Origin of the sequence: Rhizobium pisi (genome assembly GCF_003938655.1) — a bacterium.
Lineage (GTDB): Bacteria > Pseudomonadota > Alphaproteobacteria > Rhizobiales > Rhizobiaceae > Rhizobium > Rhizobium pisi.
In genome coordinates this window covers 1-25,637 of the sequence record NZ_RJJT01000030.1, presented here as the reverse complement: position 1 = coordinate 25,637, position 25,637 = coordinate 1, and the positions used below count along the sequence as shown (strand labels likewise).

Annotated in this window: 26 protein-coding genes; 11 read left to right on the top strand and 15 right to left on the bottom strand. The window is 60.8% G+C overall.

Annotated elements, in window-relative coordinates:
* Positions 1–12: 12 nt before the first annotated feature.
* Together EFD55_RS29290 and EFD55_RS29285 are read left to right on the top strand one after the other, a co-directional pair.
* Positions 13–510 carry a DUF2244 domain-containing protein gene (locus tag EFD55_RS29290; RefSeq protein ID WP_125850155.1) on the top strand — a complete coding sequence of 166 codons (498 nt, stop codon included), beginning with the start codon at positions 13–15 and terminating at the stop codon, positions 508–510.
* Between the two features lie 84 nt (positions 511–594).
* Positions 595–1,467, top strand: a complete 873-nt coding sequence (locus tag EFD55_RS29285; RefSeq protein WP_125850083.1) for a methylated-DNA--[protein]-cysteine S-methyltransferase — start codon at positions 595–597, stop codon at positions 1,465–1,467.
* Positions 1,468–1,548: 81 nt separating this feature from the next.
* On the opposite strand, the gene EFD55_RS29280 is transcribed toward EFD55_RS29285, so the two are convergent.
* Positions 1,549–2,574 carry a sugar-binding transcriptional regulator gene (locus tag EFD55_RS29280; RefSeq protein WP_125850081.1) on the bottom strand — a complete coding sequence of 342 codons (1,026 nt, stop codon included), beginning with the start codon at positions 2,572–2,574 and terminating at the stop codon, positions 1,549–1,551.
* A 425-nt stretch (positions 2,575–2,999) separates the two neighbouring features.
* On the opposite strand from EFD55_RS29280, the gene tal reads away from it, so the two are divergent.
* Together tal and EFD55_RS29270 are read left to right on the top strand one after the other, a co-directional pair.
* Positions 3,000–3,965, top strand: a complete 966-nt coding sequence (gene tal, locus EFD55_RS29275; protein ID WP_125850079.1) for a transaldolase — start codon at positions 3,000–3,002, stop codon at positions 3,963–3,965.
* A 92-nt stretch (positions 3,966–4,057) separates the two neighbouring features.
* Positions 4,058–4,726: a DUF1345 domain-containing protein gene (locus EFD55_RS29270; RefSeq protein ID WP_125850077.1), complete on the top strand. Its 669-nt coding sequence runs from the start codon at positions 4,058–4,060 to the stop codon at positions 4,724–4,726.
* A 4-nt stretch (positions 4,727–4,730) separates the two neighbouring features.
* Here the strand turns inward: EFD55_RS29270 and EFD55_RS29265 are convergent, their stop codons facing one another.
* Together EFD55_RS29265 and EFD55_RS29260 are read right to left on the bottom strand one after the other, a co-directional pair.
* The gene (locus tag EFD55_RS29265) at positions 4,731–5,522 is read right to left on the bottom strand and encodes an anti-sigma factor family protein (protein ID WP_125850075.1); all 792 of its coding nucleotides are present in this window, start codon (positions 5,520–5,522) and stop codon (positions 4,731–4,733) included.
* Positions 5,519–6,271, bottom strand: coding sequence for a sigma-70 family RNA polymerase sigma factor (locus EFD55_RS29260; RefSeq protein ID WP_183736881.1), 753 nt, complete (start codon positions 6,269–6,271; stop codon positions 5,519–5,521). The genes EFD55_RS29265 and EFD55_RS29260 overlap by 4 nt, the downstream gene beginning before the upstream one ends.
* Before the next feature lie 299 nt (positions 6,272–6,570).
* Between EFD55_RS29260 and EFD55_RS29255 the strand changes: the two genes are divergently transcribed.
* The 3 genes from EFD55_RS29255 to EFD55_RS29245 are packed head-to-tail and all read left to right on the top strand — an operon-like array spanning position 6,571 to position 8,527.
* Positions 6,571–7,545, top strand: coding sequence for an MBL fold metallo-hydrolase (locus EFD55_RS29255; RefSeq protein ID WP_125850071.1), 975 nt, complete (start codon positions 6,571–6,573; stop codon positions 7,543–7,545).
* 12 nt (positions 7,546–7,557) lie between these two features.
* Positions 7,558–8,022, top strand: coding sequence for a tetratricopeptide repeat protein (locus EFD55_RS29250; RefSeq protein ID WP_183736878.1), 465 nt, complete (start codon positions 7,558–7,560; stop codon positions 8,020–8,022).
* Positions 8,023–8,080: 58 nt separating this feature from the next.
* A complete protein-coding gene (locus EFD55_RS29245) occupies positions 8,081–8,527 on the top strand; it encodes a DoxX family protein (RefSeq protein WP_125850069.1) in 447 nt (148 codons plus the stop codon).
* A gap of 61 nt (positions 8,528–8,588) precedes the next feature.
* Here the strand turns inward: EFD55_RS29245 and EFD55_RS29240 are convergent, their stop codons facing one another.
* The 7 genes from EFD55_RS29240 to EFD55_RS29210 form a co-directional block, all read right to left on the bottom strand.
* A complete protein-coding gene (locus tag EFD55_RS29240) occupies positions 8,589–8,762 on the bottom strand; it encodes a DUF1328 domain-containing protein (RefSeq protein WP_003582429.1) in 174 nt (57 codons plus the stop codon).
* 241 nt (positions 8,763–9,003) lie between these two features.
* On the bottom strand, positions 9,004–10,431 hold the full coding sequence (locus EFD55_RS29235) for a gamma-aminobutyraldehyde dehydrogenase (RefSeq protein WP_125850067.1): 1,428 nt from the start codon (positions 10,429–10,431) through the stop codon (positions 9,004–9,006).
* A 13-nt stretch (positions 10,432–10,444) separates the two neighbouring features.
* Positions 10,445–11,257, bottom strand: coding sequence for an ABC transporter permease (locus tag EFD55_RS29230; protein ID WP_125850065.1), 813 nt, complete (start codon positions 11,255–11,257; stop codon positions 10,445–10,447).
* Positions 11,247–12,209 (bottom strand): ABC transporter permease, encoded by a 963-nt coding sequence (locus EFD55_RS29225; protein WP_125850063.1) that lies wholly within the window; start codon positions 12,207–12,209, stop codon positions 11,247–11,249. Before EFD55_RS29225 ends, EFD55_RS29230 begins: the two co-directional genes overlap by 11 nt.
* Positions 12,206–13,192: an ABC transporter ATP-binding protein gene (locus EFD55_RS29220; RefSeq protein ID WP_125850061.1), complete on the bottom strand. Its 987-nt coding sequence runs from the start codon at positions 13,190–13,192 to the stop codon at positions 12,206–12,208. The genes EFD55_RS29225 and EFD55_RS29220 overlap by 4 nt, the downstream gene beginning before the upstream one ends.
* Before the next feature lie 214 nt (positions 13,193–13,406).
* Positions 13,407–14,567, bottom strand: a complete 1,161-nt coding sequence (locus tag EFD55_RS29215) for an ABC transporter substrate-binding protein (protein ID WP_125850059.1) — start codon at positions 14,565–14,567, stop codon at positions 13,407–13,409.
* Between the two features lie 117 nt (positions 14,568–14,684).
* A complete protein-coding gene (locus EFD55_RS29210) occupies positions 14,685–15,593 on the bottom strand; it encodes a LysR family transcriptional regulator (RefSeq protein WP_125850057.1) in 909 nt (302 codons plus the stop codon).
* 179 nt (positions 15,594–15,772) lie between these two features.
* Between EFD55_RS29210 and EFD55_RS29205 the strand changes: the two genes are divergently transcribed.
* On the top strand, positions 15,773–16,510 hold the full coding sequence (locus EFD55_RS29205; RefSeq protein ID WP_125850055.1) for a hypothetical protein: 738 nt from the start codon (positions 15,773–15,775) through the stop codon (positions 16,508–16,510).
* Positions 16,511–16,571: 61 nt separating this feature from the next.
* On the opposite strand, the gene lysS is transcribed toward EFD55_RS29205, so the two are convergent.
* The 5 genes from lysS to EFD55_RS29180 form a co-directional block, all read right to left on the bottom strand.
* Entirely contained in the window at positions 16,572–18,065 is a 1,494-nt protein-coding gene (gene lysS / locus EFD55_RS29200) for a lysine--tRNA ligase (RefSeq protein WP_125850053.1), read from the bottom strand.
* A gap of 22 nt (positions 18,066–18,087) precedes the next feature.
* Positions 18,088–19,542, bottom strand: coding sequence for a glutamate--tRNA ligase (gltX, locus tag EFD55_RS29195; RefSeq protein WP_125850051.1), 1,455 nt, complete (start codon positions 19,540–19,542; stop codon positions 18,088–18,090).
* Positions 19,543–19,787: 245 nt separating this feature from the next.
* Entirely contained in the window at positions 19,788–20,537 is a 750-nt protein-coding gene (locus EFD55_RS29190; RefSeq protein WP_125850049.1) for a TerC family protein, read from the bottom strand.
* 218 nt (positions 20,538–20,755) lie between these two features.
* Positions 20,756–21,595, bottom strand: a complete 840-nt coding sequence (locus EFD55_RS29185) for an AraC family transcriptional regulator (protein ID WP_125850047.1) — start codon at positions 21,593–21,595, stop codon at positions 20,756–20,758.
* Between the two features lie 107 nt (positions 21,596–21,702).
* A complete protein-coding gene (locus tag EFD55_RS29180) occupies positions 21,703–22,383 on the bottom strand; it encodes a TetR/AcrR family transcriptional regulator (protein WP_125850045.1) in 681 nt (226 codons plus the stop codon).
* A 153-nt stretch (positions 22,384–22,536) separates the two neighbouring features.
* Here EFD55_RS29180 and EFD55_RS29175 point away from each other — a divergent pair, with 153 nt between their 5' ends.
* The 3 genes from EFD55_RS29175 to EFD55_RS29165 form a co-directional block, all read left to right on the top strand.
* Complete coding sequence (locus EFD55_RS29175) at positions 22,537–23,751, top strand: HlyD family secretion protein (RefSeq protein WP_125850043.1); 1,215 nt, start codon at positions 22,537–22,539, stop codon at positions 23,749–23,751.
* Positions 23,752–23,775: 24 nt separating this feature from the next.
* Positions 23,776–25,377, top strand: a complete 1,602-nt coding sequence (locus EFD55_RS29170; protein ID WP_125850041.1) for a DHA2 family efflux MFS transporter permease subunit — start codon at positions 23,776–23,778, stop codon at positions 25,375–25,377.
* Between the two features lie 98 nt (positions 25,378–25,475).
* The coding region (locus EFD55_RS29165; RefSeq protein WP_502362136.1) for a transposase at positions 25,476–25,637 on the top strand (162 nt) is incomplete at its 3' end.

Here is a 25,637-nt window from a genome sequence, read left to right as displayed (position 1 = left end):
TACTCAACGGCCATGAAGGAAAGCAACGCCGACAGCTTCAACGAGCAGCCTGTTTTCGCAGCCGAGCTTTTCCCCCACCGCTCGCTCGGACGCAGGGGATTCAAGATATTGCTCGCCCTCTCCGGCGCCGTCTGTTTTCTCTACGGCATGTTCTTCGTCGCCACCGGCGCCTGGCCGATCGGCTTCTTCTTCGGACTGGATTTCGCGCTGCTCTACGGCGCCTTCTGGCTGAGCTATCGCTCGGGAAAGGCGCGCGAAGAGGTGACGGTGTCACGCACGGATGTTTCGGTGCGCAAGTTCACGCCGTCGGGACAGATGGTTGAGCATCATTTCAATCCGTTCTGGGCCCGCTTCCTCGTACGCCGGCACCAGGAGATCGGCATTCTCTCCATGCATATTTTCGGCGAGGGGCGGCGCACCGATATTGGCTCCTTTCTCAATCCCGATGATCGCGAAAGTTTCGCCAAGGCCTTCAAGGGCGCGCTCGCCACGGTCAAGCAGCGGATTTGAGGCATTGCATTTCGATCGGGGGCGCAAGAATCGGGTGGTTTGGCGGACTGCCCTTGATTATCTCCTGCCTAAAGGAGAAAAACGATGAATATGATCGCCAAGCTCGACACAGATATCACCCCGGATGGCCCGGACTACGATACGGTCCGCCAGGTCATCGAACTCATCAGCGAAGAATATCGTGACCAGCCCTCGCTGGAAGCGATCGCGGCGCGGCTGAACCAGTCGCCGACGCAGCTTCAAAAGACCTTTACCCGTTGGGCCGGCCTTTCGCCCAAGGCATTCCTGCAGGCTGTCACGCTCGACCATGCGAAGCGGCTGCTGCGCAGGGAAGAGATGCCGCTGCTCGAAACCTCCATCGAGGTCGGTCTTTCCGGCCCCAGCCGCTTGCACGACCTGTTCGTGACGCATGAGGCAATGTCTCCGGGGGAATGGAAGGCCAAGGGCGGCGGCCTGACGATCCGCTACGGGTTTCACAACTGCCCCTTCGGAGCGGCACTCGTCATGGTCACTGATCGCGGCCTTGCAGGCCTTGCCTTCAGCGATGCCGGCGATGAGAAGGCCTGTCTTGAGGACATGAGCTGCCGTTGGCCGAATGCGGAATATATCGAGGACCGCCAGGCGACGGCGCCCTATGCGGAGCGCATCTTCCAGCCGGGTCGCTGGACGTCGGACCAGCCGTTGCGGGTCGTGCTGATCGGCACGGATTTCCAGGTCAGCGTCTGGCAGAGCCTGCTGAAGATCCCCTTCGGCAAGGCCGTGACCTATAGCGATATCGCCAAGGATATCGGCCGACCGACCGCGATGCGCGCTGTGGGTGCTGCCGTCGGCGCCAACCCGATTTCCTTCGTCGTGCCCTGCCATCGCGCGCTCGGCAAGAACGGAGCGTTGACCGGATACCATTGGGGCCTGACCCGCAAGCGGGCCATGCTCGGCTGGGAGTCGGGGCACGCCTGATAGGTTTCCTTTCGCCATATCGAGAGAAGAGCGGCAAGTCGTTCATCGTTTGCCGCTCTGACCGCTCGCTCCTGGTCGTTGTTATCGTTCCTGCACTTCTTCTCGCTGGGGAGAAGAAGCAAGCGGAGATGTCTCCGCCAGGTCCAGCAACGCTCGCGCAGCACTTTCATCCGTGATCAGCGTGTTGCAGCCGATGCGTTTGATCGTGGCGCGGATGGCGACGGCGCGATGGGCACCGCCGGAGGAAAGCACGATGTGCCTCGCCTCCTTCAGCGTGTCGAGATCGACGGACATAACGCGCCGATTGATCGAGTGATCGACCGAATTGCCGTCCTTGTCGAGGAAGTTGAACATGGTGTCGCAGACGCAGCCGGCATCGATCAACTCCTGCAGCTCGGCCTTCGATATCCAGCCTTCGGATAGCGAAGTCGAATGCGGTCCGATATCGCCGCAACTGACGATCGCCAGATCGAGGTTTTCCGCCAGCCGGTAGATCGTGTCCAGCCCGCATTTCTCGATCAGATTGCGCTTGGTCTCGATGGAATCGACGAGAAGCGGCGCCAGGAACATGTAACATTCGGCGCCGAGCTGGTTTGCCAGCCGCCAGGTATAGTCGATCGGATTCGTCTGGTGGACGGCGACGATGCCGCCAAGCAGCGAGACGATCTTGCAATTGTCGCGGCGCGGCGGGCGGAAGCTTGCAAGCGAGGCCGTCATGGTGCGGCCCCAGCCGACGCCGATGGTGTAATCGTCGGGGATCGCCTCGGAGAGGAATTGGCCGAGCGCCAGGCCGACATTTTTTGCCAGCGAATTGACGTCACAGCTGACTGGCGCCGGCACGACGATCGCCTCTTCGAGGCCGTAGGCGCGCTCGAGCTTCACCGAAAGCTCGACGCAGTCGCCGATCGAATCGTTGATCCAGATCTGGACTTCACTGCGTTTCATCGCCTCGTCGAGCAGGCGGATGACGGTGGTACGGCTGATGCCGAGCTGTTCGGCAACGTCCTTCTGGGTCAGGCCCCCGTTATAATAGAGCCATGCCGCCCTTAGCCGCAGCGAGGATGCCTCGGAATAGGCCGTATGCGTGCCGCGTTTGAGCTTGACCACATCTCCTCCCGCACGATTCCCGCCCTAGATCCCTCACAGGGTGAAGGAGCGCAACGATGCGCTTGTTGCCGGGATAATGACGGGTGTGATACTTATGTCAATTGAAATGCACAAATGTCCTTGACTTTTCCTTGGCCGAACGGCGATAGTCCTCACGATACAAGTCGTTCTTGTCCGTCCGAGGAGGACACAGTGCGGGCATGCCGAAAGTCACGACCGGCCTTTGAGCCGCAGGCGGCGCCGCTTGCGTTCAGGCAGCCGCTTGTTCGCCGGAACATGGCCACTGTCCTCCACGTTTATGAATCATCCGTGACGGATGCGCGTATCTTTACCTGCAGCATGCAAGGCATCGGTCCCTAGATCACCTCTTCGCCGGGCGGAACGCGCGCCGGTCCGCATCCCAAATTCAACAAGGATTATTGACCATGACATCCAAGCTTGACCAACTCCGCGAGATTACCACCGTCGTCGCCGATACCGGCGACATCGAAGCCGTCGCCCGCCTGAAGCCTGTGGATTGCACGACGAACCCGAGCATCGTGCTCAAGGCGCTCGGCACGCCGATGTTCGCCGACGCCATCAAGGAAGCCGTGGCCTGGGGCAAGAAGCAGGGCGGCAATCCCGAAGCCGTTTCGTCGGCGGTTGCCGATCGCCTCGCCATCTCCGTCGGCGCAGCACTTGTGAAGCTCGTCCCGGGCCGCGTCTCGACCGAGGTCGACGCCGATCTTTCCTTCGATACCGAGGCTTCGCTTGCCAAGGCGCGCGCGATCATCGCCGCCTACAAGGATCGGGGCATCGGCCAGGACCGCATCCTGATCAAGCTCGCTTCCACCTGGGAAGGCATCCGCGCCGCGGAAGTGCTGCAGAAGGAAGGCATCGACTGCAACCTGACGCTTCTCTTCAGCAAGGCCCAGGCGATCGCCTGCGCCGATGCCAAGGTGTTCCTGATCTCGCCCTTCGTCGGCCGCATCCTCGACTGGTACAAGAAATCAACGGGCAAGGAATTCACCCCTGAGGAAGATCCGGGCGTCATCTCCGTCCGTGAAATCTATAACTACTACAAGGCTAATGACATCAAGACGATCGTCATGGGTGCCTCCTTCCGCAGCGCCGGCGAAATCGAAGCCCTTGCCGGTTGCGACCGCCTGACCATCAGCCCGAACCTGCTCGACGAGCTCGCCAAGGACGAAGGCAAGCTGGAGCGCAAGCTCTCACCGGATAGCCGCAAGCCGGATCCGAAGGTTTCGGTCGACGAGAAGACCTTCCGCTGGATGATGAACGAAGACGCCATGGCGACGGAAAAACTCGCCGAAGGTATCCGCGCCTTCGCCAAGGATCTGGGAACGTTGCGCACCATGGTGCAGAAAGAACTGCAGCTCGCCGCCGCCTGATAGGCACGGCATACAATCAGAGGCGCGGCTGCCGGCTGGCAGGCGCGCCTTTTTCGTGCTGTTATCAAGGGCATATGCTATCGGAGACCGATATGGCAGATGAAGAACGGGCAAATTCGGTTGCGGCATTTGCCTACAAGCATGCGAGCTTCATCGTCGCCGCTCTTGCCGGACTGGTGGTCTTTCTGCTTCTGACCTCGCGTGAGGTCAGCGCCGGCAACATCCTGTTCGGCTGGAATGTCAGCGCGGGCGTTTTTGTCGCGCTGAGTTGGCGCAAGATGCTGCGGGCGACGGTGGAAAGCATCCGGAAACGCTCCGCGGATCTAGACTTCTCCGACACGGTTCTGCTGGCTCTTTCGATCGGTGCAGCGCTTGCCAGCATCGCCGGCATCGGCCTCGAGCTTCATTCGATCAAGGAAGCGGCGCCTGACGTCGCGCTGGCGCGGGCAGGTGCGGCGATTCTGACGATCCTGATCTCCTGGATTTTCCTGCACACGCTCTTCACCATCCACTATGCCCATTATTTCTATGGCGGGGCAGACGAGGAGGGCGGGCTCAAATTTCCCGACGGGATCACGGAGCCCGGCTATTGGGATTTCCTCTATTACTCCTTCACGATCGGTGTTGCAGCGCAGACGGCGGATGTCGCGGTCAGCTCGACCAGCATGCGCAAGCTGACGCTGCTGCATGCCGTGCTGTCGTTCCTGTTCAACACAACGATCCTGGCGCTTGCGATCAACGTCGGGGCGAGCCTGCTTTAGATCATCATGCTCTCGCCGCCGCCCTGAAGAAGGACTCGAACTCGGCGAGGTCGCCTGAGGCGACATCGGAAATCGCCCAGAATATGAGCCCGCCGTCAGACCATTGCATCATGTTGTAGCCGTCATGCACCGTGGTCACCTCTGCGGCTGATGCCGAGGGCCATATGAACAGGTTGATGACGTGACCGTGGCGTCGATAGACGAGAGCCGCAACGGCGCGGCCACCGATATAGTCAACACGCCCGCCGACCAGCGGAAAGCCGTCCTTGGCGAGATTGCTCACCGGTGGGGAAAAATCGATCTTGCCGTTGAACCAGGGTTTTACCGTATGCTGATCTGAGGTCAGCACGTCTGTGAGATGATCGGCCATCATCGACCTGACATGGCTTGCCATGATCTGGTCCTGCAAAAGCAGGGTCTGCGTCGGTGCGTTGGCGAACAGGAAGGCGCCTGTTGCCAGAACCGCGAGCGAAGGCACGAAGCTCCATTGTCTTATGAAATCCAGCGCACGGCGCCAGACAGGTGCCTGGCGCGGCAGGCTGGATGCCGTTGCCATCTGTTCGAAAGACAGCATCGACAGGACTTGCGAACGCAGTGCCTCCGGGGGGCGCCACTTGACGCCATCCTGATCGATGATTTTTCTCACGGCACGGACCCCTTCCATCTCAGCCCTGCAATTCGCGCAGGTGGCAAGATGATCCTCGAATTGCGCCGCATGGACGGAATCGAGTTCGCCATCTACAAAGCCGTGCAGCACGACGCGCCATTCGGGGCAGCCTTTCTGTTGAGCACTCATCCCGCCGTCCCGCCTTTGCTGCATGCATCCCAGGCTTCGCCAAATTCGCGCCGCGCCCTGGCAAGCCGCGACATGACGGTGCCGATCGGCGCATCGATGATCTCGGCGATCTGCCGATAGGAAAGATCCTCAAGTTCGCGCAAGACGAGGATTTCCCGCATCGCTTCCGGAAGCCGGCTGATAACAGCGCGCACGCGCTGCTGCTCGCTTCGCCGGATCGTCGCCGTTTCCGGCGAATCTTCCTCCGAGGCGATCTGATACTCTTCGCCTTCGTCAAGATCGTCCTCGCCGTCATTGCCGAGATGCCGCTCGAACCGCGCTTTGCGGCGATCCTGCTGACGCCAGGCATGGCAGCAGTTCCTGACGATGGCAAAAAGCCAGGCGCGCGGGTCGCCGCCACGATAGGTTTCGAAATTGCGGTAGGCGCGCAGGAATGCTTCCTGGACGATGTCCTGCGCGGCATCGGCGTCGCGGCTGAGGAACCGGGCAAAATTATAGGCGGCGTCAAGATGCGGAACGATCATGTGCTGAAAGCGCTGCATGAACTCGTCCTGCGCCGTCGCATCGGCTGCAGGAGCGACCCGATCGCTGTTCGTTTTTTCCGAGACCATGAGGTGGAACAGCCGCGCCGCGCCGCCGAGAAGCACGGTCAGAAGCGAGGGTCGAATGCGAATCTGCGACCTCAACCGGGCCGGCAGCAACCAGTCGTTCGATCCGACGGGATAGGCGATCTGAGCGCTTGTCATGATCCTCCCTGCCTCAACAGCAGCCGAATTTAGGCGTGAGACCCGCAGTCTGCAATGCGGTCCCTTGCCTCTAGACCGGTCGGCACGCGGTTTTATTCCATGTCGACGCCAATTTATTGGCACGCAGCGGGATATTGGTCGCATGCAAAGGAAATAATGAGGAATTTTCAATTGCTTGAAGGAAAAGCGCCAGGGATCGGGAATAAGCGCTCTCTGCCGGCGATCTAGTTCTTCAGCGAGGTCATCCGAGCAATCGCTGTCTTCGCCACCCGGAAATGCCATCAACAAGAGGAGGCATATTCATGTTTACCATGTCACGTCGCGCCGTGCTGGGATCGGCTGCCGCAGCGGCCGCTTTCGGCCTGTCGTCGAAGCTCGAATTCGTCATGCCGGCGTTCGCCGCAACGCCGCTGGAGCCGATGGTCGGCTTCTACAAATACAAGGTCGGGGATGTCGAGGTCACAGCGATCTACGACGGCATCTGGAAAAAGCCGCATGACCCGACCTTCATCAAGAACGCCTCGATCGAAGACACCAAGGAGGCGCTTTCCAAAGCGGGGCTGACGACCGAATTCATGCCGATCCCGCTGACCGTGGTCGTCCTGAAGCTCGGCGATCGCCTGATCATGATGGATGCCGGCTCGGGCGTCGGTCAGTGGCAGGCGAATGCCACGCACCTGCCGGCGAACATGGCGGCCGCCGGCATCGACTACAAGAAGATCGACACGATCATGCTCTCGCATTTCCACCCGGACCACGTCTGGGGCTTGATGGAAAAGGGAACGAACGATCCTGTCTTCCCGAACGCCGAACTCATCGTCAACGCTGTCGAGTACAACTGGTGGACGGAGCCCGGCCGGGTCGAGAAGCTTGCCGAAGGCCGCAAGCCAGCCGGCAAGCGTATCGCCGACGTCTTTCCGAAATGGAAGAACTGGAAGCCCGTCGCCGATGGCGCGGAAGTCGCCCCCGGCATGCAGCTTGTCGCGGCGCCCGGCCATACGCCCGGCCATTCCGCCTATCTCGTCACCTCGGGCAGCAAGCAACTGCTCGTCTCGGCCGACATCATGTATGTGCCGGCCCTGCTTGCGCCGCATCCCGAATGGCAAGGCAGCTACGACCAGGATGGGCCGATGGCTATCGACACGCGCCGGCGCCTGATCGACCGCGTCATCGCCGACAATATTGCGATCTGCGGCTCGCACTTCCCCTTCCCCGGCTCGGGCACTTTCGTCAAGGACGGAAGCGCCTATGGCTTCACACCGACAATCCAGGCCTGAAAGGAGACCACCATGATGAAATATGCAATTCTCGCATTCGTCTGGCTTTGCGCCATATTTGCCGGCTTTTCCGCGTTGACCGCGCTTCCTGCCTTTGCCGTCGACAACATGCAATCGACGGATGCTCCCGACCTGACGTCGGTACGCGCCAAGATCGATGCCAAGGATTATGCCGGCGCTCTGGTGGAGCTTCGCGGCCTTGCCGAAGACAACCAGCAGGCGGATGTCTATAATCTGATGGGATATACGCTGCGCAAGACCGGCGACTACAAGACGTCGCTGACTTATTACACCAAGGCGCTGGAGCTTCAGCCCGGTCACAAGGCAGCGCGTGAATATCTCGGCGAACTCTATGTCGAAACAGGCGAGATGGCGAAGGCCGAGGAGCAGGTGGCATCGCTGAAGCAACTTTGCCCAAGCGGCTGCGAGGAATTGGAAGACCTGCAAAAGGCCATTGCGGCCAAGGACGGAAATTGACGTCCATATGAACGCTAGGGCAGGCGGCAGAACCGCCTGCTCTCTGTAAACGGAGGATATGATGGAAAACGCCCCAAGCCGGCCCCGATTGGCTGATCTCATTCTTCTCCTAGGCAGGCTTCTGCTGGCGCTGATCTTCCTGCACGAAGGTTCGACACTCGCGGCCGATATCGGAGCGACCATCGACACTTTCGCAACGCTCGGCTTATCGGCGCCCGTGGCACTTGGCGTGAGTACCCTTCAGATCGGCGCCGGCTTTTCCGTGGCAGCGGGTTTTCTCAGCCGGATTGGCGCTGTGGCATTAGGCCTATTTTGCCTGGCGACGGCCTTTCTCTTCCACACCAATTTTGCCAGCCAGAACGAGTTGCTGCATTTCGAAAAGGACCTGGCGATTGCCGGCGGCATGTTCGTGCTGGCGGTCTCGGGTGCGGGATCGATCTCGATCGACAATCTGCTGAAACGGCGAGTGCGCGGCATACCTGCCTGGCTGAGGGCAGTGATGTAGCACCGCGGCCAAGCGAACTTCACTTCGACGCTACGCCGTATTCAAGAAGCCCGGCGCCTGATCAGAGGATCGCCTGGCCGGCCAGCAGGGCGAGGACCAGGAAGATCAGGAAGATTACCAGCGCGATGCCGAAGAGAACGCGTGCGATCGTTGCGGTGGCTGCGGATACGCCGGAAAAGCCGAAGAAGCCGGCGATGATCGAAATCACGAAAAATATGAGAGCCCATTTCAGCATGGCGTCATCCTTTGCGTTTGCATGGGAAAGACGCTGCAGCCGGCAAATTGTTCCGGCGCTTTCACAGCCGGCACGATCTATTTCAACGGGTTATCGGTTAGCCGATCGATGAAAGCTCCTCATCATGCCAGCTCTTCGGGATCAGCACGCGATTTCAGCCTATTTCGAGTGATCGTGATCAATAAAAGGCCGGCAGAGGGCAGGGCGCGCATTATGAGCAACACCCTGCCTTTCCCGCTGATCAGCCGTGATTGATCATCACGTGGCGGACGGCGGTGTAGTCCTCCAGCGCGTAGACCGACAGGTCCTTGCCGTAGCCCGACTGTTTGAGACCGCCATGCGGCATCTCGTTGGTGAGCATGAAATGCGTGTTGATCCAGGTGCAGCCATATTGCAGGCGGGCGGCGGTCTTCATGCCGCGGCCGATATCCTTGGTCCAGACGGAGGAGGCGAGGCCGTAGTCGCTGTCGTTTGCCCAGGCAATGGCATCATCGGTTTGGGAAAAGCGAGTGACAGACACGACCGGGCCAAAGACTTCGCGGCGGACGATCTCGTCGTCCTGAAGGGCGCCTGATATAACGGTCGGGGTGAAGTAGAAGCCTTTGTCGCCGGAGACCTTGCCACCGGTGGTGATCTCCATGTGCTTGTGCTCGGATGCGCGAGCGACGAAGCTTTCGACGCGATCGCGCTGGCGTTTGGAAATCAGCGGCCCGATCTCGTTTTCGGTATCGTCGGCCTGATTGAAGCGGATGCTCGAGACCGCCGAGGAGAGATCGGCGACGAAATTGTCGTAGACCTTGGCATCGGCATAGATGCGGCAGGCGGCGGTGCAGTCCTGGCCGGCATTGTAATAGCCGAAAGTGCGGATTCCGGCGACGACGGCGTCGATATCGGCATCGTCGAAAACGATGACGGGGGCTTTGCCGCCGAGTTCGAGATGGGTACGCTTGACCGTCTTGGCGGCGGCCTGCAGCACCTTCTTGCCGGTGGCGATATCGCCGGTGATCGAAATCATCCCGATCTTGGCATTGTTGATGAGGGCGTTGCCGACGCTTTCACCGCGGCCAAGGATGACGTTGACAACGCCTTCGGGAAGGATTTCGGAAAGCAGTTTCGCCATCTTCAGCGCCGTCAGCGGCGTCTGCTCCGAAGGTTTGAAGACGACGGTGTTGCCGCCGGCGATCGCCGGCGCCAGCTTCCAGGCCATCATCATCAGCGGATAGTTCCACGGCGCGATCGAGCCGACGATGCCGATCGGATCGCGGCGGATCATCGAGGTGTGGCCGGGCAGGTATTCGCCGGCGGCCGGTCCGTGCAAGTTGCGCACGGCGCCTGCAAAGAAGCGATAACAATCAACGATCGCCGGGATTTCGTCGTTCAGCACTGAATTGATCGGTTTGCCGCAATTCAGCGCCTCCAGCGTGGCAAAACCCGCGGCATCCCTTTCGATGGCATCGGCGATCTTCAGGAGATAGCCGGAACGCTCGGAAGGCGTTGTCTGCGACCAGCTTGCGAAGGCCTTTTCGGCGGCATCGACGGCAGCGTCGACCTGGGAAAGCGAGGCTTCGGGAAGGTCAATCACCGTCTCGCCCGTTCTGGGGTTCAGGATGTGTTCGTCCGTCTCCGTGCCCTTTTCGAAGCGGGAACCGATCAGCATTTGGGTATCCATGATGTTCTCCCTGTTATTTGCCGGCGCCGGCGATCTGGTCGCCGTCGCGGGTGAGGTAATAGGCTGCCAGGATCGGCAGGAAGGTGACGAGCACCACGACCATGGCGACCACGTTGGTGACGGGGCGCTGGCGCGGGCGGATGAGTTCTTCGAGCATCCAGATCGGCAAGGTCGATTGCTGGCCGCCGGTGAAGGTGGTGACGATGACTTCGTCGAAGGAAAGCGCGAAAGCGAGCATGCCACCGGCAAGCAGGGCAGTGCCGATGTTCGGCAGGATGACATGGCGGAAGGTCTGGAAGCCGTCGGCGCCGAGATCCATCGAGGCCTCGATCAGTGAGCCGGATGTGCGGCGGAAGCGGGCGACGGCATTGTTATAGACGACGACCACGCAGAAAGTGGCGTGGCCGAGCACGATGGTCCAGACCGAAAACGGGATGTCGAACAGGCTGAAGGCGGAGCGCAGCGCAATGCCGGTGATGATACCGGGCAGCGCGATCGGCAGGATGACGAGCAGCGAGATCGCCTCGCGGCCGAAGAACTTCGTCTGGCTGACGGCTGCCGCGCAGAGTGTGCCGAGAACCAGCGCGATCGCGGTGGCGATGACGGCAACCTGCACGGAGAGCCCGAGGGCCGACCAGACATCAGGCCGGTTCCAGGCGATGGTGAACCATTGCAGCGTCAGGCCGGGCGGGGGCCATTGATAGCTCTTCTCCTCTGTCGTGAAGGCATAGACGAAGATCAGCAGGATCGGCAGATGCAGGAAGAGCAGGCCACCCGCAGCGGCGATCTTCAGGGGAAGCGGTGACGTCTTCTGGTCAGAGCGCATCGAAGGCTCCCTGTTTCTTGGCGATCCAGAGATAGAGCGCCATGATGACGATCGGCACGACCGAGAAGGCGGCGGCGAGCGGCACATTGCCGGCCGTTCCCTGCTGGGCATAGACGGCCTGACCGATGAAGAGCCTGGAAGAGCCGATGATCTGCGGGATGATGTAATCGCCCAGTGTCAGCGAGAAGGTGAAGATCGAACCGGCGACGATGCCGGGGAGCGCCAAGGGCAGCAGCACGGTGCGGAAGGTCTGGCGCGGCGTGGCGCCGAGATCCGCGGAGGCCTCGATCAGGTTGCCGGGCACGCGCTCCAACGCCGCCTGCGTCGGCAGGATCATATAGGGCAGCCAGATATAGACGAAGACGATGAAGGTGCCGAGATAGCTCACCGAGAGCGAATTGCCGCCGATGACGGGAAGGGTCAGGATGCCGTCGAGCAGCCAGGAGAGCGAGAGCTTTTCGAAGATCCAGGTGAGGATGCCTTCCTTGGCGAGGATCAGCTTCCAGGCGTAGATCTTGACGAGATAGCTCGACCAGAGCGGCAGCATGACGCCGAGATAGAAGAGCGCCTTCCATCTGCCCTGCGCATAACGCGCCGCATAATAGGCGATCGGGAAGGCGATCAGGGCGGCAGCGACGGTCACCAGCGCCGCCATGATGACGGTGCGGATGATGATGTCGAAATTCGTCGGGCTGAGAAGCTGGGCATAGGTCGCGAGCGTGAATTCGTAATTCACCAGGCCTGAGAAATCGTCGATCGAGAAGAAGCTCTGCAGCAGAAGAGCGATCAGCGAGCCGATATAGATGATGCCGAGCCAGAGCAGCGGCGGCGTCAGCATCACGAAAAGCAGCAGCTTCGGGTGTCGCCAGAAAGCATCTGACATCAGGCCGAAGAACCCGCCGCGTCGCGGAAGGATCGATGTCTTGCCGCCTGACATGGTGATCGCCGTCATGCCGCGTCGTCCATATAGTGGATATCGGCAGGCTGCCAGGCGAGGCGGATGCCGGCGCCGATCACAGGCACGGACGCGCCGGCCGGCAGCATGACATGCAACCGGCTGCCCTTGAGATCGACGCTGAGGCGCGTGGCTGCGCCGAGGAAGCTTGCGTTTTCGACTTTCGCCTCGACGCCGTCGCTTGCCAGCCGGATCGCTTCGGGACGGAGGCTTGCCCAGCGCTTCTCGCCACCGAGCGATGCCATCAGATCCGGCGCGATCACGTTCGACGAGCCGACGAAATCGGCGACGAAGCGGGTCTTCGGGGAGCGGTAGATATCCTGCGGCGTGCCCTCCTGGACGATGTTGCCATTGTTGAAGACGGCGACGCGATCGGCCATGGACAGCGCCTCGCCCTGATCATGCGTCACGAAGACGAAGGTGATGCCGAGCGCGCGCTGCAGGCTCTTCAATTCCTCCTGCATCTGCTCGCGCAGCTTCAGGTCCAGCGCGCCGAGCGGCTCGTCGAGCAGCAGGACCTTCGGCTTGTTGACCAGCGCGCGGGCGAGCGCCACGCGCTGCCGCTGGCCGCCCGACAGCTGGCCGGGGCGGCGGGCGCCGTAGCCCGGCAGCTTGACGAGCTCGAGAGCATCGCCCGCGGCCTTCATCCGCTCCGCCTTGCCGACGCCCTTGACCATCAGCCCATAGGCGACGTTGTCGAGGATGTTGAGATGTGGGAAGAGCGCGTAGTCCTGGAACACGGTGTTGACGTTGCGGCGATAGGGCGGAATGCCCTCGGCCGTCTCGCCGAAAATCTGGATATGGCCTGCGGTCGGCTGCTCGAAGCCGGCTATCAATCTCAGGCAGGTCGTCTTGCCGGAGCCGGATGGCCCGAGCATGGCGAAGAATTCGCCGGGCGCGATTTCGAGATCGACGCCGTCGACAGCGCGAACCTGGCCGAAGTGGCGCGATACCTGTTGGAAGCGGACGGCTGACGTCATTTGAGGGCTCCAGGTCTTGCGTGTTTAGAGAGGGGTCGGTCTTGTCTATTGAAGACCCCGCCCCAAACCCCTCCCCACAATGGGGAGGGGTTTAACCTGCCGTACCCCTTCGCAAATACCTTGGCGTTTCGGCAGGAACTCGCGGTGCCACTCCGAGTCCCTCCCCCTTGTGGGGAGGGTTTGGGGAGGGGATTTTACCGACACAGATCGCGGCTTATCGCCCGCCGATCACGCCAATATAGTCCGACACCCAGCGATGGTACGGAACGCATTCGCTCTGCGTGGCGCATTTGGCGACCGGGGTTTTCCAGAACTTGATCTTGTCGAAGTGATCGAAGCCGTTGGTGGCGCAGCCGGTATCGCCCATCAGTTCGTTGCCCTTGCAGGCGGCGGGAACGGAGGGCACGGCGCCGAACCAGGCGGCGGCATCACCTTGGACCTTGGCCTTCAGCGAATGCTCCATCCACATATAGGCGCAGTTCGGATGTTCGCTGTCGGCATGCAGCATTGTCGTGTCGGCCCAACCGGTGACCCCTTCCTCGGGGAAGGTGGAGGCGATCTTTTGCTTGTCGGCCTGCAGCAAGTTCGCCTGGAAGGGCCAGGAACCGGAAGCGACGACGCCTTCGTTCTTGAAGTCGTCGATCTGGATCATCGCGTCGTGCCAGTAGCGTGAGACGAGTTTGCGTTGGCCGCGCAAGAGGTCGAGGGCGGCCTTGTACTGGTCCTCGGTCAGTTCATAAGGGTCCTTGATGCCGAGATCCGGCTTGTGGGCCATCAGATACATGGCGGCATCGGCGATGTAGATAGCGCCGTCATAGGCCTGGACGCGGCCCTTGTTGGACTTGCCGTCAGGAAGAGTCTGCTCGTCGAAGACGACGCTCCAACTGGTCGGCGCCTTGTCCTTGAAGGTGTCAGTATTGTACATCAACACATTCGGCCCCCAGAGATAGGGGACGCCGTAATGCACGCCGCCGACCGTATACCATGGGCCTTTCTGCAGGCGCTCGTCGACATTCTTGAAGCTCGGGATCAGATCGGTGTTGATCGGTTGCACACGCTTGCCGGCGATGAGACGCAGCGAGGCGTCGCCGGATGCGGTGACGAGATCGAAGCCGCCCTCGTTCATCAGCGACACCATTTCATCCGAGGTGGCTGCGGTCTTGACGGAAACCTTGCAGCCGGTCTCCTTTTCGAAATCGGTGACCCAGTCGTAATTCTTGTCGGTTTCGCCGCGCTCGATATAGCCGGCCCAGGCGACGATGCTGACTGCGCCTTCACCCTTGCCGAGCGCTTTGAGCGGTTCTGCGGCGATCACCTGCGTCGCAAAGCCCAGGCAGGCGAGCGCTGCCGTGCAGGATTTCAAGAGATTCCTCATCATCCGTCTCCCAGTGGTGCCACTTTTGTGGCGGTTCGTTCCCGGATGAAAAGGTGACGCGAAAAGGCCGCTTTCGCAAATTCATTTATCAGAAGGGCGATATCGGAAATTCCGATATCAACGGATACGGCCGGAGCGCATGCTTTCGGCAATGCCGACGAAATCGCGCGCCGCCTGGGGCAGGCTGGAGCCCTTGCGCCAGACCATGCCTACCTGGACGACCGGCAGCGAACCGGAGACGTCGCGGCTCTCGATGCGGTCGCCTTCCAGCGACCACGGCCGATAGACGAGGTCGGGAAGCAGCGCCACGCCGGCTCCTGTCGCAACCAGGCTGCGCACCGCTTCCACCGAGCGGGTGCGGAAGGCGACATGCGGGCGGGCGCCAAGTGCCGAAAGCAGCTTGCCGGTGTTCTCCTCGATTTCGTCGACCGTCAGCATGATCAGCGGTTCGCGGGCGATATCGGCAACCGAGATGATATCGGCCGATACCAGCGGATGGCCCATCGGCAGCCACAGCCGATAGGGCGAGGTTTCGAGGATTTCGGCCTGCAGTGCCATGCGGTCGCGCAGGTTCGATATCACCATAACGGCGACATCGAGTTCGCCGCCGACCAGGAGATGTTCGAGGTAACCGCCATTATCCTCGATCGCGCTGACGTCGATGCCCGGGCAGGCGCGCCGGTATCGCGCCAGGAGGTCGGAAAGCACATAGCCGGCGACAAGCGATGTGACGCCAATGTTCAATGTGCCGGAAAGCGCGCTTTGCTGGCCGGAAAAGCTCGTGCGCGCATCGGAAACGGAGGCGAGAATCTTCGTCGCGTGGCGCAGGAACTGGTGTCCATTGTGGGTGATCGTCAGGCCGCGCGGATGGCGCTCGAAGAGTTCGACGCCAAGGTCGGTTTCGAGCTCCTTCAGCGCTTCAGTCACCGAGGATTGCGAGATCGAAAGGTTCTGTGCTGCCCGTGTCACCGAACCCTGTTCGGCGACGGCGACAAAATATTGGATCTGGCGAAGGGTGAAGGCCATGGACGTTTAGAGCATGGCAGAATGCGCCGTGGCAAGCGGCCGAAAAAAGCGGACCTTTTTTGGTATTTTCCTAAAATGGGGCTGGCTTGGCACGCCCACTTAAACTTTCCGAAACGTCATTTCTCTAGCGTTCTCAGCACCAGTCCTGCGTTGGAGTTTCAGATGGCGGAGCAGTTGGCGTGAAGGCCTTACTGCGCATATTCCGGCCCTCCCGGAAATTGACAATCATCATCGGCGGAGTCGCTCTTCTGGCGGGCGTTTCCGGCGGCGCGGCGGTCTATGTCGGCAAGGGCCGGCTGATCGGTTCCTCGGATGGCGTCTACGGCCTCGAATGCAGCGACGTCAATCTGGTGACGATCAAAAAGCAGGATCACATCTGGGTCCGGAAATACATCAAGACCGAGCCGACCGACGGGATGACGCGCGTCAAGACCGCACTTCGCGTCGCTCAGGCCGTCTATGCCGCGCAGAAGCCGGATCTGGTGCAGGTTGTGGTGCTCGACGAGAATGGCCCGACGCTGCGCGCAGATATTCGCGGCCGGGCGATCGGCGCCGATGTTGTCTATATCCCGCATCCCGACAAGACCGTTCCCGGCCTTGACGACAAGCCCTATACGGCGCGCTATTACGACGGCAAGGCCAATGAAAGCGGGTTGTTCTTCGGCGAGCGAATCGACCTGCCGGCGGACGAGATCGCAATGATCAGCGCGGGTTTCAAAGACCCGGAGGATTGCGTCGACCCTGTTGCCGTCGCTTCGACCAAGAACGAGGAGAAGGGTAAGGAAAAGAAGCCAGCAGGCGGCGGACATGGCGCCGCGCCGGCGACCGTGAGCGAAGCTGCACCTGCCGCCGAAAGCGCCGGCGCTGATATGGTCGCCGAGGAGCCGGCCGAAGAGCCACCCCCGAAGACCCACTGAAACGGCATAAAAAAGCGGAGGGCCACCGGCACTCCGCTTCGTTTTTCAATGTCTCTTCCTGTCAGTCGGCCTTGTTGCGGCGGGCCGGGAAGAGGATGACGTCGCGTATCGACGGTGCGTTGGTCAGCAGCATGATCAGGCGGTCGACGCCGATGCCGAGACCACCCGCGGGCGGCATGCCCTGGTCGATCGCGTCGAGGAATTCCTCGTCCAGCTGCTTTTCTTTTTCGCCGCGGGCATGCGCCTGCTCGAGCTGCTCGACCATGCGGCGGCGCTGCTCTTCTGGGTCGTTCAACTCCGAGAAGGCGTTGCCGAGTTCCCAGGCGTTGCAATAGGTCTCGAAACGTTCGACGAGGCGCGGCTCGCCCGGCACTTCCTTGGCGAAGGGCGAGATGTCCTTCGGGAAATGCGTGACGTGGGACGGCTGGATCAGCGTGGCTTCGACCTTTTCCTCGAAAATGAAGGCGAGGCATTCGCCCCAGGTCCAATCCTTCTCGACCGCGAAGCCGGCAGCCTTCGCTGCGGCGCGGGCTTCCTCGTCGGTTTTGATCGCCAGGAAGTCGATGCCCGTCACTTCCTTGACGGCATCGGGCATCGGCACGCGCTTGAACGGTCCCTTGAACGACATGGTCTTGTCACCGAACGGGAATTCGGTCGTGCCGTGGATTGAGAGCGCCAGGCTCTCGAACAGCCGCTCGACGAGATCCATGATGTCCTCGTAGTCGGCATAGGCCCAGTAGCACTCCATCATCGTGAATTCGGGATTGTGCCGGGTGGAGACGCCTTCGTTGCGGAAGTTGCGGTTGATCTCGAACACCTTGTCGGTCAGTCCCGAAACCAGGGTGCGCTTCAGGAACAATTCCGGCGCGATGCGCAGGTACATGTCGAGCTTCAGCGTATTGTGATGCGTCTTGAACGGCTCGGCGGTGGCGCCGCCATAGACCGAATGCAGCATCGGCGTCTCGACTTCCATGAAGCCGTCATCTTCCATGAAGCGGCGGATGCCCGAAAGGATCTTCGAACGCTGCTGGAAGCGCAGCTTCGAATCCTCGTTGGTCATGATGTCGAGATGGCGCTTGCGGTAACGCAGCTCGATGTCAGAGAGGCCGTGCCATTTCTCGGGCATCGGCAGCAGCGACTTGGTCAGCATTTCGATCTTCTGCGCGTTGATCGTCAGTTCGCCGCGCTTGGTGCGGCGCACGACGCCCGTGACGCCGATGATGTCGCCGATATCGATCATCGGCAGCAGGGCGCGGGCTTCTTCCGGAGTCGTGTCCTTGTGACTGAAGATCTGGATTTTGCCGCCCGCATCGTGGATGTCCATGAACATGCCGGAGTTGCGCGAGGAATAGACGCGGCCCGCAACAGTGACGACGTCCTGCGTTTCGGTGTCGGGTACCAGCCCTTCGTATTTAGCCGCCAATTCGGCATTGGTCAGCGTCCGGTGGAAATGCGCCGGATAGACTTCGCCGATCTGCTCGCGCAGCAGCTTCAGCTTCTGGGCCCGCACCTCAGTTGCGTCGGAGGAGAGCGTGTTTTCGGTCTTGTCAGCCATTGTCGAAATCCTCTGACTGTTCTTACTTCGAGCCGACGAGGGCGGCGACGGCCTGCGCGGCGAGCTTCAGGCGCTGGCGCACGACGGAACGGCCGAGGATCGCCATGGAATCGAAGAGCGGCAACGAGCGCGACGAGCCGGAAACGGCCACGAAGAGCGGCGAAACCACGACCTTCAGCTTCTTGCCCATGCGGTCGGCGATTGCGCGCAACTCGGCCTCGATCGTCTCGACATTCCATTCCAGGATCTTTTCGAGATCCGGCTGGACAGTGTTGAGGATCTCCAGGATCTCTTCCGGCGGCGATTTGATCTTGGCGAAATCGGAAGGCTGCAGGCCGAGATCGGACTTCAGCAGGAAGCCGGCAAGATCGGGCAGTTCGCCGAGTTTGGAAATGCGCGTCTGCGACAGGCGCAGGCCAGCCTTCAGACGATCGTTTTCCATCGCCCAGGTCAGCACGCGCGCCTGGAATTCCTCTTCGGAGAGCTTCTCGCGGATCCAGCGGCCGTTCAGCCAGTCGAGCTTCTGGATGTCGAAGATCGCGCCGGCCTTGGAAAGGTTGTCGGGATCGAACTTCTCGGAGAGCTCGTCCATCGTCAACAGCTCTTCGCCTTCGGCGATCTGGATGAAGAACAGGCCGAGGAAATTCATCAGCGCTTCGGGGATGTAGCCAAGCGCTGAATAGTAGGAGATCGAGGTCGGGTTCTTGCGCTTCGAAAGCTTGGATTTGTCGGCATTGCGCATAAGCGACAGATGCATGAAGACCGGCTGGTCCCAGCCGAAATAGCGATAGAGCAGGATGTGCTTCGGCACCGAAGCCAGCCATTCCTCGCCACGCGCGACATGTGTGATCTTCATCAGATGGTCGTCGATGACGTTGGCCATGTGATAGGTCGGCATGCCGTCGGCCTTGATGAGGACCTGCATGTCGACGGAATCCCACGGGATGGAAACGTCGCCGTAGACGCCGTCCGTAAAGTCGCACGAGCCTTCGGTCGGGATCTTCATCCGGATCACGGTCGTTTCGCCGGCCGCCATGCGCGAGGTGACTTCCTCGGCGGTCAGGCTCAGGCAGAGACCGTCATATTTCGGCGGCTTGCCAGCGGCGCGCTGACCTTCGCGCATCTGCTCCAGCCGCTCGGGCGTGCAGAAACAGCGGAAGGCATGGCCCTTGTCCAGCAGTTCCTGTGCGTAGGGCTGGTACATGTCCTTGCGGTCGGACTGGCGATAGGGGCCGTAGGGGCCGCCGATATCGGGGCCTTCCTTCCAGTCCAGCCCGCACCATTTCAGTGCATCCAACACCTTCGTCTCGAATTCCGGGGTCGAGCGCGTCGCATCGGTATCTTCGATGCGCAGGATGAACTCGCCGCCGTGCTTCTTGGCGAAAAGATAGTTGAAGAGAGCGATGTAAGCAGTGCCGACATGCGGCTCGCCGGTCGGTGAGGGAGCGATGCGGACGCGGACGCCGGAAACTGTCATTTTATGTGCCCGTCAATGAATGCCGGACGGTTCTCGCTGGGAAGCGACGTTCGGCCGGAAGGATGCAGATATCTTCATCGGCAAACCGACCGAAAAAGGGCATTCGCCCGCACCATCCGCCGATCGTCCGTTCGGCTGGCCTTAGGCCATATTCAACCGGGCGCGTCAAGAAAAACCGCGTCCGCAGAGGCTTCATGGCACTGCGGGAGGGCGCGCCGGTGACGCCAGGCCCTCCCTCGTCAGCCTCAATGCGCGCCCTCGCGTTTGCGCTTGCGGGCATTGCGCGCGAACATGTTCAGCACCTCGACAAGCGCGGAGAACGCCATGGCGGCATAGACGTAGCCCTTCGGCACGTGGAAGCCCATGCCTTCGGCGATCAGTGTCGTGCCGATCATCAGCAGGAAGGCGAGCGCCAGCATGACGATCGTCGGGTTCCTCTCGATGAAGTTGGCAAGCGGGGTCGCGGCAACGAGCATGACCGTGACGGCAGCGATGACGGCGACCACCATGATCGGCAGATGCGGCGTCATGCCGACGGCGGTGATGATGCTGTCGACGGAGAAGACCAGGTCGAGCAGCAGGATCTGGCCGATGGCCGATGCAAAGCCTGTCGTTGCCGAGGTGGCGATGAAATCTTCCTGATGGTCCACGGGGTCGACGCTGTGGTGAATTTCCTTGGTGGCCTTCCAGACGAGGAACAGGCCGCCGGCGATCAGGATCAGGTCCTTCCAGGAGAAGCCGTGACCGAAGGCCTCGAACAGCGGTTCGGTCAACTGCACGATCCAGGCGACGGTGCCGAGGAGAGCCAGGCGCATGACGAGGGCGAGGCCGATACCGATCTTGCGGGCCTTCTCGCGGTGCTCAGGCGGCAGCTTGTTCGTCAGAATCGAAATGAAAATCAGGTTGTCGATACCGAGAACGACTTCCATCACCACCAGCGTGATGAGCGCCACCCAGGCGGCCGGATCCTGAATGAGCGTCATGATTTCCTGCATCAGCGTATACCCTCTTTGCGTCACATGATGAAACGACGCGTGCAATGTAATGTCGCCTGCCTACCCGACAAGCGCCGCAAGGGGGTATACGAAACCGATGTAACTTTTATTCCCTAGAACAGGATGATTAAGGCCGGGTCGGCCTTAAATTTGAATCCTGTTCTAAATTAAAGAGTTAGAGCATGACGTCGCCCGAAAACCGCTCGCGCTTTTCGGCATCATGCCGTGATCGGCAACCAGATTTCGGTGACGCCCATGCCGGTATAAGGATCGAAGCGCTCATCGTAGCGTTCGAACATGTCAGGTGTGTCACCATGCTCGAGGCCGGAGGTCGGCCACCATGTGTCGAAAATCCGATGCATGGTAAGCGGAATGCCGGAAACATGGCCGCGATGGATGAAGACGACGTAACGCTGTCCCGGAAGCTTGAGCGTCGCAAAATCCGGCGGCAGGTCGCCGGCATCGGAGATTTCGGCCGCGGCCATATAGCGGAATTTTTCCGCTTCGCCGTCGATATGCGTACAGATGCCGTAGGCGACATTGCCTTTCTGGCCTGGGATATGGCCGAAATGGGCGTTGAACTTCTGCCAGAGGGAAGGGATGGCGGCATTGCCGCCATAGGGGTAGATCTCCTGCAGGCCGGCAAAGAGCATCGGTTGAAGGGTCTCGAAGCGGGGCGGTTCGAGATCGTTAAGGCGGGCGGGGTCCATTCTGATCGGCTCCAGTAAAACAAGGTTGCGGGCGTGCCCCTGTCTGCGCACCGCATCCGGCGTCATGCCGAACTGGTCGCGGAAGGCACGGGTGAAGGCCTCGTGCGAGCCGTAGCCCGCAGCAAGCGCAACCTCGAGAATGGTGGACGAACCGCCGACGAGCGCGGGCACGGCGCGGCTGAGGCGCCGCCCTCTGATATAGCCGCTGATCGAGTGGCCGGTGACGAGCCCGAAGACGCGCGACAGATGGTAACGCGACAATCCGGCGGCTTCGGATATCTCTTCCAGCGATAGATCATGTTCGAAATGGCTCTCTATGAACCAGATCGCCCGTGCGACGGCGCTCATCTCAACTCCCTTGGTTGCGGCTTTCCTCTTTAGAGAAAAACCAGCAGTCGGGTTTGATCGCTATTGCGGGATTCTGGCCGGCGGAGGGCTGTAGTCAAGGATATAGGTCAGGCGGTCGTGTGCCGGCGCACGCCGTAGGCGGCCATGAAGACCCGGATCGCGCCGCGGATGACACGCTCGATTTCGTCGCGCGGCGGCGGCTCTTCCATGCTTCCAAACAGGCGAAGCTTGAAGAAGCTGCCGCTGGCGAGATCGAGAAACTGACCGGCGGCCAATTCGATGTCGTCGATCTCAAGTGCGCCGTCGGCGATGTGCCGTTCCAGGAAGTCGCGCAGGACGGTGCGCAGGTTTTCCGGCCCCTTGAAGAAGCGCTGACAGAGGACCGGCATGCGATCGCGAACACCGAGAACGGTGCGCATCGCACTGATGACCTTTTCGTCGGTCATATGGGTGACGAAGCTGATGCCGAATTCGTACAGGCCGGTTTCGGGATCGTCGTGTTCGGCAAGCGCCGTGCGCATGGTCGCCAGGAAGGTGGCGCGCTCGGCCTCGATCATCGCCGAAAACAGCTCTTCCTTGTTGGTGAAATAGACGTAGAGGGTTCCCTTGGAGACTCCGGCCTCACGCGTCACGTCGTTCATGCTGGCGGCGTCGAAGCCCATCTTCATGAAGACGCGCTTGGCGCCAGCGAGGATCTGCTGGCGCTTTGCCGGATCTTCGCCTGCGGCAAATCTCCCCCCTGCAGCAGGAGGGCTGAATGCTGCGGCATGGTCGGGTTTCAGTGTCATATCTCCTTAACCGTCTTCATGTTTTGGCATTTTCTTTAAAAGAAATCGAACCGATTGGTTCTATACATCTTGATATGACGATAAAACAGGTTTACGTCAACTGAACCGAACCGTTCAGTTCGATTATTTTACTCCAAGATCGGTAAAGTGGCCATGTCGAGCAACCAGAAGAGCAACGTCGCGCGGATCGTCAGCGAAAACGCCGAAGCCGAAGAGGTAGAGGTCGCTGCCGTTGCGGAGGCTCCGACAGCGGAGGCCCTGGAAAAGCCGCCTGCTCCCGCGCAGTCGGCGCCGGCCCAGGCTCCGGTTGCTCCTCCTGCAGCTGCGAAGAAGCGCCGCAGCCCGGTGTTGCCGATCGTCGTGCTCGCCTTGCTCGCGGGCGGGGGCTGGTATGGATACGAATGGTGGACGAACGGCCGGTTCATGGTGTCGACCGACGACGCCTACATCGAAGGCGATATCGCGACCATCTCGCCGAAGGTTACCGGCTATGTCGCGAAGGTGAATGTTGTTGCCAACCAGGAAGTCAAGGCAGGCGATGTTCTCGCTACCCTTGATAACGGCGACTACCAGAATGCCCTCGATCAGGCGAATGCCCAGATCGCGACCGAGCAGCTTTCGCTAGGCCGTATCGATGCGCAGATCGAAGGTGCCAAGGCCAGCCTCGTGCAGGCGCAGGCCCAGAAGACTGCCCTCGAAGCCACGGTTCGCGGCGCGGAAATCAAGCAGAAGCGCCAGAGCGACCTGCAGGCAAAGTCGGTCGGCACCACCGCAGATCTCGATGATGCCAATACTACACTCGATCAGGCCAAGGCCAATCTTGCCGGCGGCGATGCCAATATCGTGGCTGCGCAGGCCAATATTGCCATCCTTGAAGCTCAGCGCAAGGAGGCCGAAGGTTCGGTCCGTTCGCTGGAGATCTCCCGAGACAAGGCCGCTCGCGATCTCTCCTTCACCGTGCTCAAGGCGCCTTATGACGGCATTGTCGGCAACCGCTCGGTTCAGGAAGGCGATCTCGTCTCGCCCGGCCAGCGCCTGATGGCGCTCGTTCCGGTGCATGAACTCTATATCGACGCCAATTTCAAGGAAACGCAGATCCAGCATCTCGTTCCGGGCTCGAAGGTCAACGTCCACGTCGATGCCTATAGCGACCATCCTGTCGTCGGCACCGTCGAATCGATCTCGCCAGCGTCCGGTTCGGTCTTTTCGCTGCTACCGCCTGAAAATGCCACGGGCAACTTCACCAAGGTGATCCAGCGCGTGCCGGTGCGCATCGCTCTGCCGCAGGATGTCCTCGACAGCAGGCGCCTGCGCGCGGGTCTCAGCGTCGTCGTCGACGTTGATACGCGTACGGCGCCGGACAAGTAGCCTTTAAAAGGCGGAGGTGGTCCGATGGCCGGGAGCGCGACAGCAACAGCAGGAACGATTCCGGCAGCGCCTGCCCATGCCGCGGATCGTATGGATCCGAAGAAGCTCATCGCTTTCTTCGCGATGGTGCTCGGCATGTTCATGTCGATCCTCGACATCCAGATCGTCTCGGCCTCGCTGGCTGAAATCCAAGCCGGCCTTTCGGCCGGCTCCGACGAGATCGGCTGGGTGCAGACGGCCTATCTGATCGCCGAAGTGATCATGATCCCGCTTTCGGGCACGTTGGCCCGCATCATCTCGACGCGTTATCTCTTCGCGATCTCGGCCGCTGGCTTCACCATGGCGAGCGCGCTCGCCGCGACGGCGACGAATATCGACCAGATGATCGTCTACCGCGCCATCCAGGGTTTCATAGGTGGCGGCATGATCCCGTCTGTCTTCGCGGCTGCCTTCACCATCTTTCCGCCGTCGAAGCGCAGCATCGTCTCGCCGATCATCGGCCTGATCGCGACGCTGGCGCCGACCATCGGCCCGACGGTCGGCGGCTATCTCAGCCACGCCTTCTCCTGGCACTGGCTGTTCCTCGTCAATATCGTTCCCGGTATCATCGTAACGCTCGTCACCTGGAACTTTATCGATTTCGACAAGCCTGAACTGTCGCTCTTCAAGAAGTTCGACTGGTGGGGGCTGATCTCGATGGGCGTCTTCCTCGGCGCGATGGAATATGTGCTCGAAGAGGGCAATTCGAACGACTGGTTCAACGACCAGTCCATTACCATCGCGGCCGTGGCCTCCGGTGTTGCAGGCATCGTCTTCTTCTATCGGGCCTTCACGGTGGATTTCCCCGTCGTCGACCTCAGAGCATTCTCGAACCGGAATTTCTCCTTCGGTTCGGTGTTTTCCTTCGTCATGGGCATCGGCCTCTATGGGCTCACCTATATCTATCCGGTCTATCTCGGGCGTATCCGCGGCTATGACTCGCTGATGATTGGCCAGACGATGTTCGTCTCCGGGCTTGCGATGTTCTTCACCGCGCCGATTGCCGGGCGGCTGTCGACCAAGATGGACCTGCGCCTGATGATGGTAATCGGCTTCATCAGCTTCGCCGCCGGCACGTTCATCATGGTGCACCTGACGGCGGATTGGGATTTCTACGAGCTCTTCATCCCGCAGATCCTGCGCGGTTTCGGCCTGATGATGTGCATGGTGCCGATCAACAACATCGCGCTCGGCACGATGCCACCCTCGCGTATCCGCGGGGCGTCCGGTCTGTTCAACCTGACAAGGAATCTCGGCGGCGCCGTCGGCCTTGCCGTCATCAACACCGTGCTCACCAACCGGCAGGACGTGCACTACGAGCGGCTGCGGGAGAATATGGACTGGGGTCATCCGGCGGCGATCGACCAGATGAACAACATGACCGCCAATTTCAACGCCTATGGCATGGACGGGGCCTCGGTCGCAATCAAGCAGATGGTGGGTCTTGCCACCAGGCAGGCGGTCATCCTCTCCTTCAGCGATGTGTTCCTGATTCTGACCGCGCTTTTCGTTGCGATGATCCTCGGTGTCGCCATGATCAAGAAACCCGCGCCCCAAGGCGGGGGAGGAGGTGGCGGCGGCCACTGACCTCCGGCCCCGTCGCCCCTTGAAAAGGCCCTCTCCGGAGGGCCTCAGACTGCTGACAAACCCCTGGCACCGTCCAGGGGTTTATGATTCATTGGGACATGTTGAAGAAACCTGCCCCCACCCAGACGGCTCCTGAGATGGTGACGCTCGATAGCCTGGTGCCGAAGGATCACCTGCTTCGCAAGATCGACGCGGTGATCGACTTTTCCTTCATCCACGATCGCGTTGCGGGGCTTTATTGCGCCGACAACGGCCGCCCA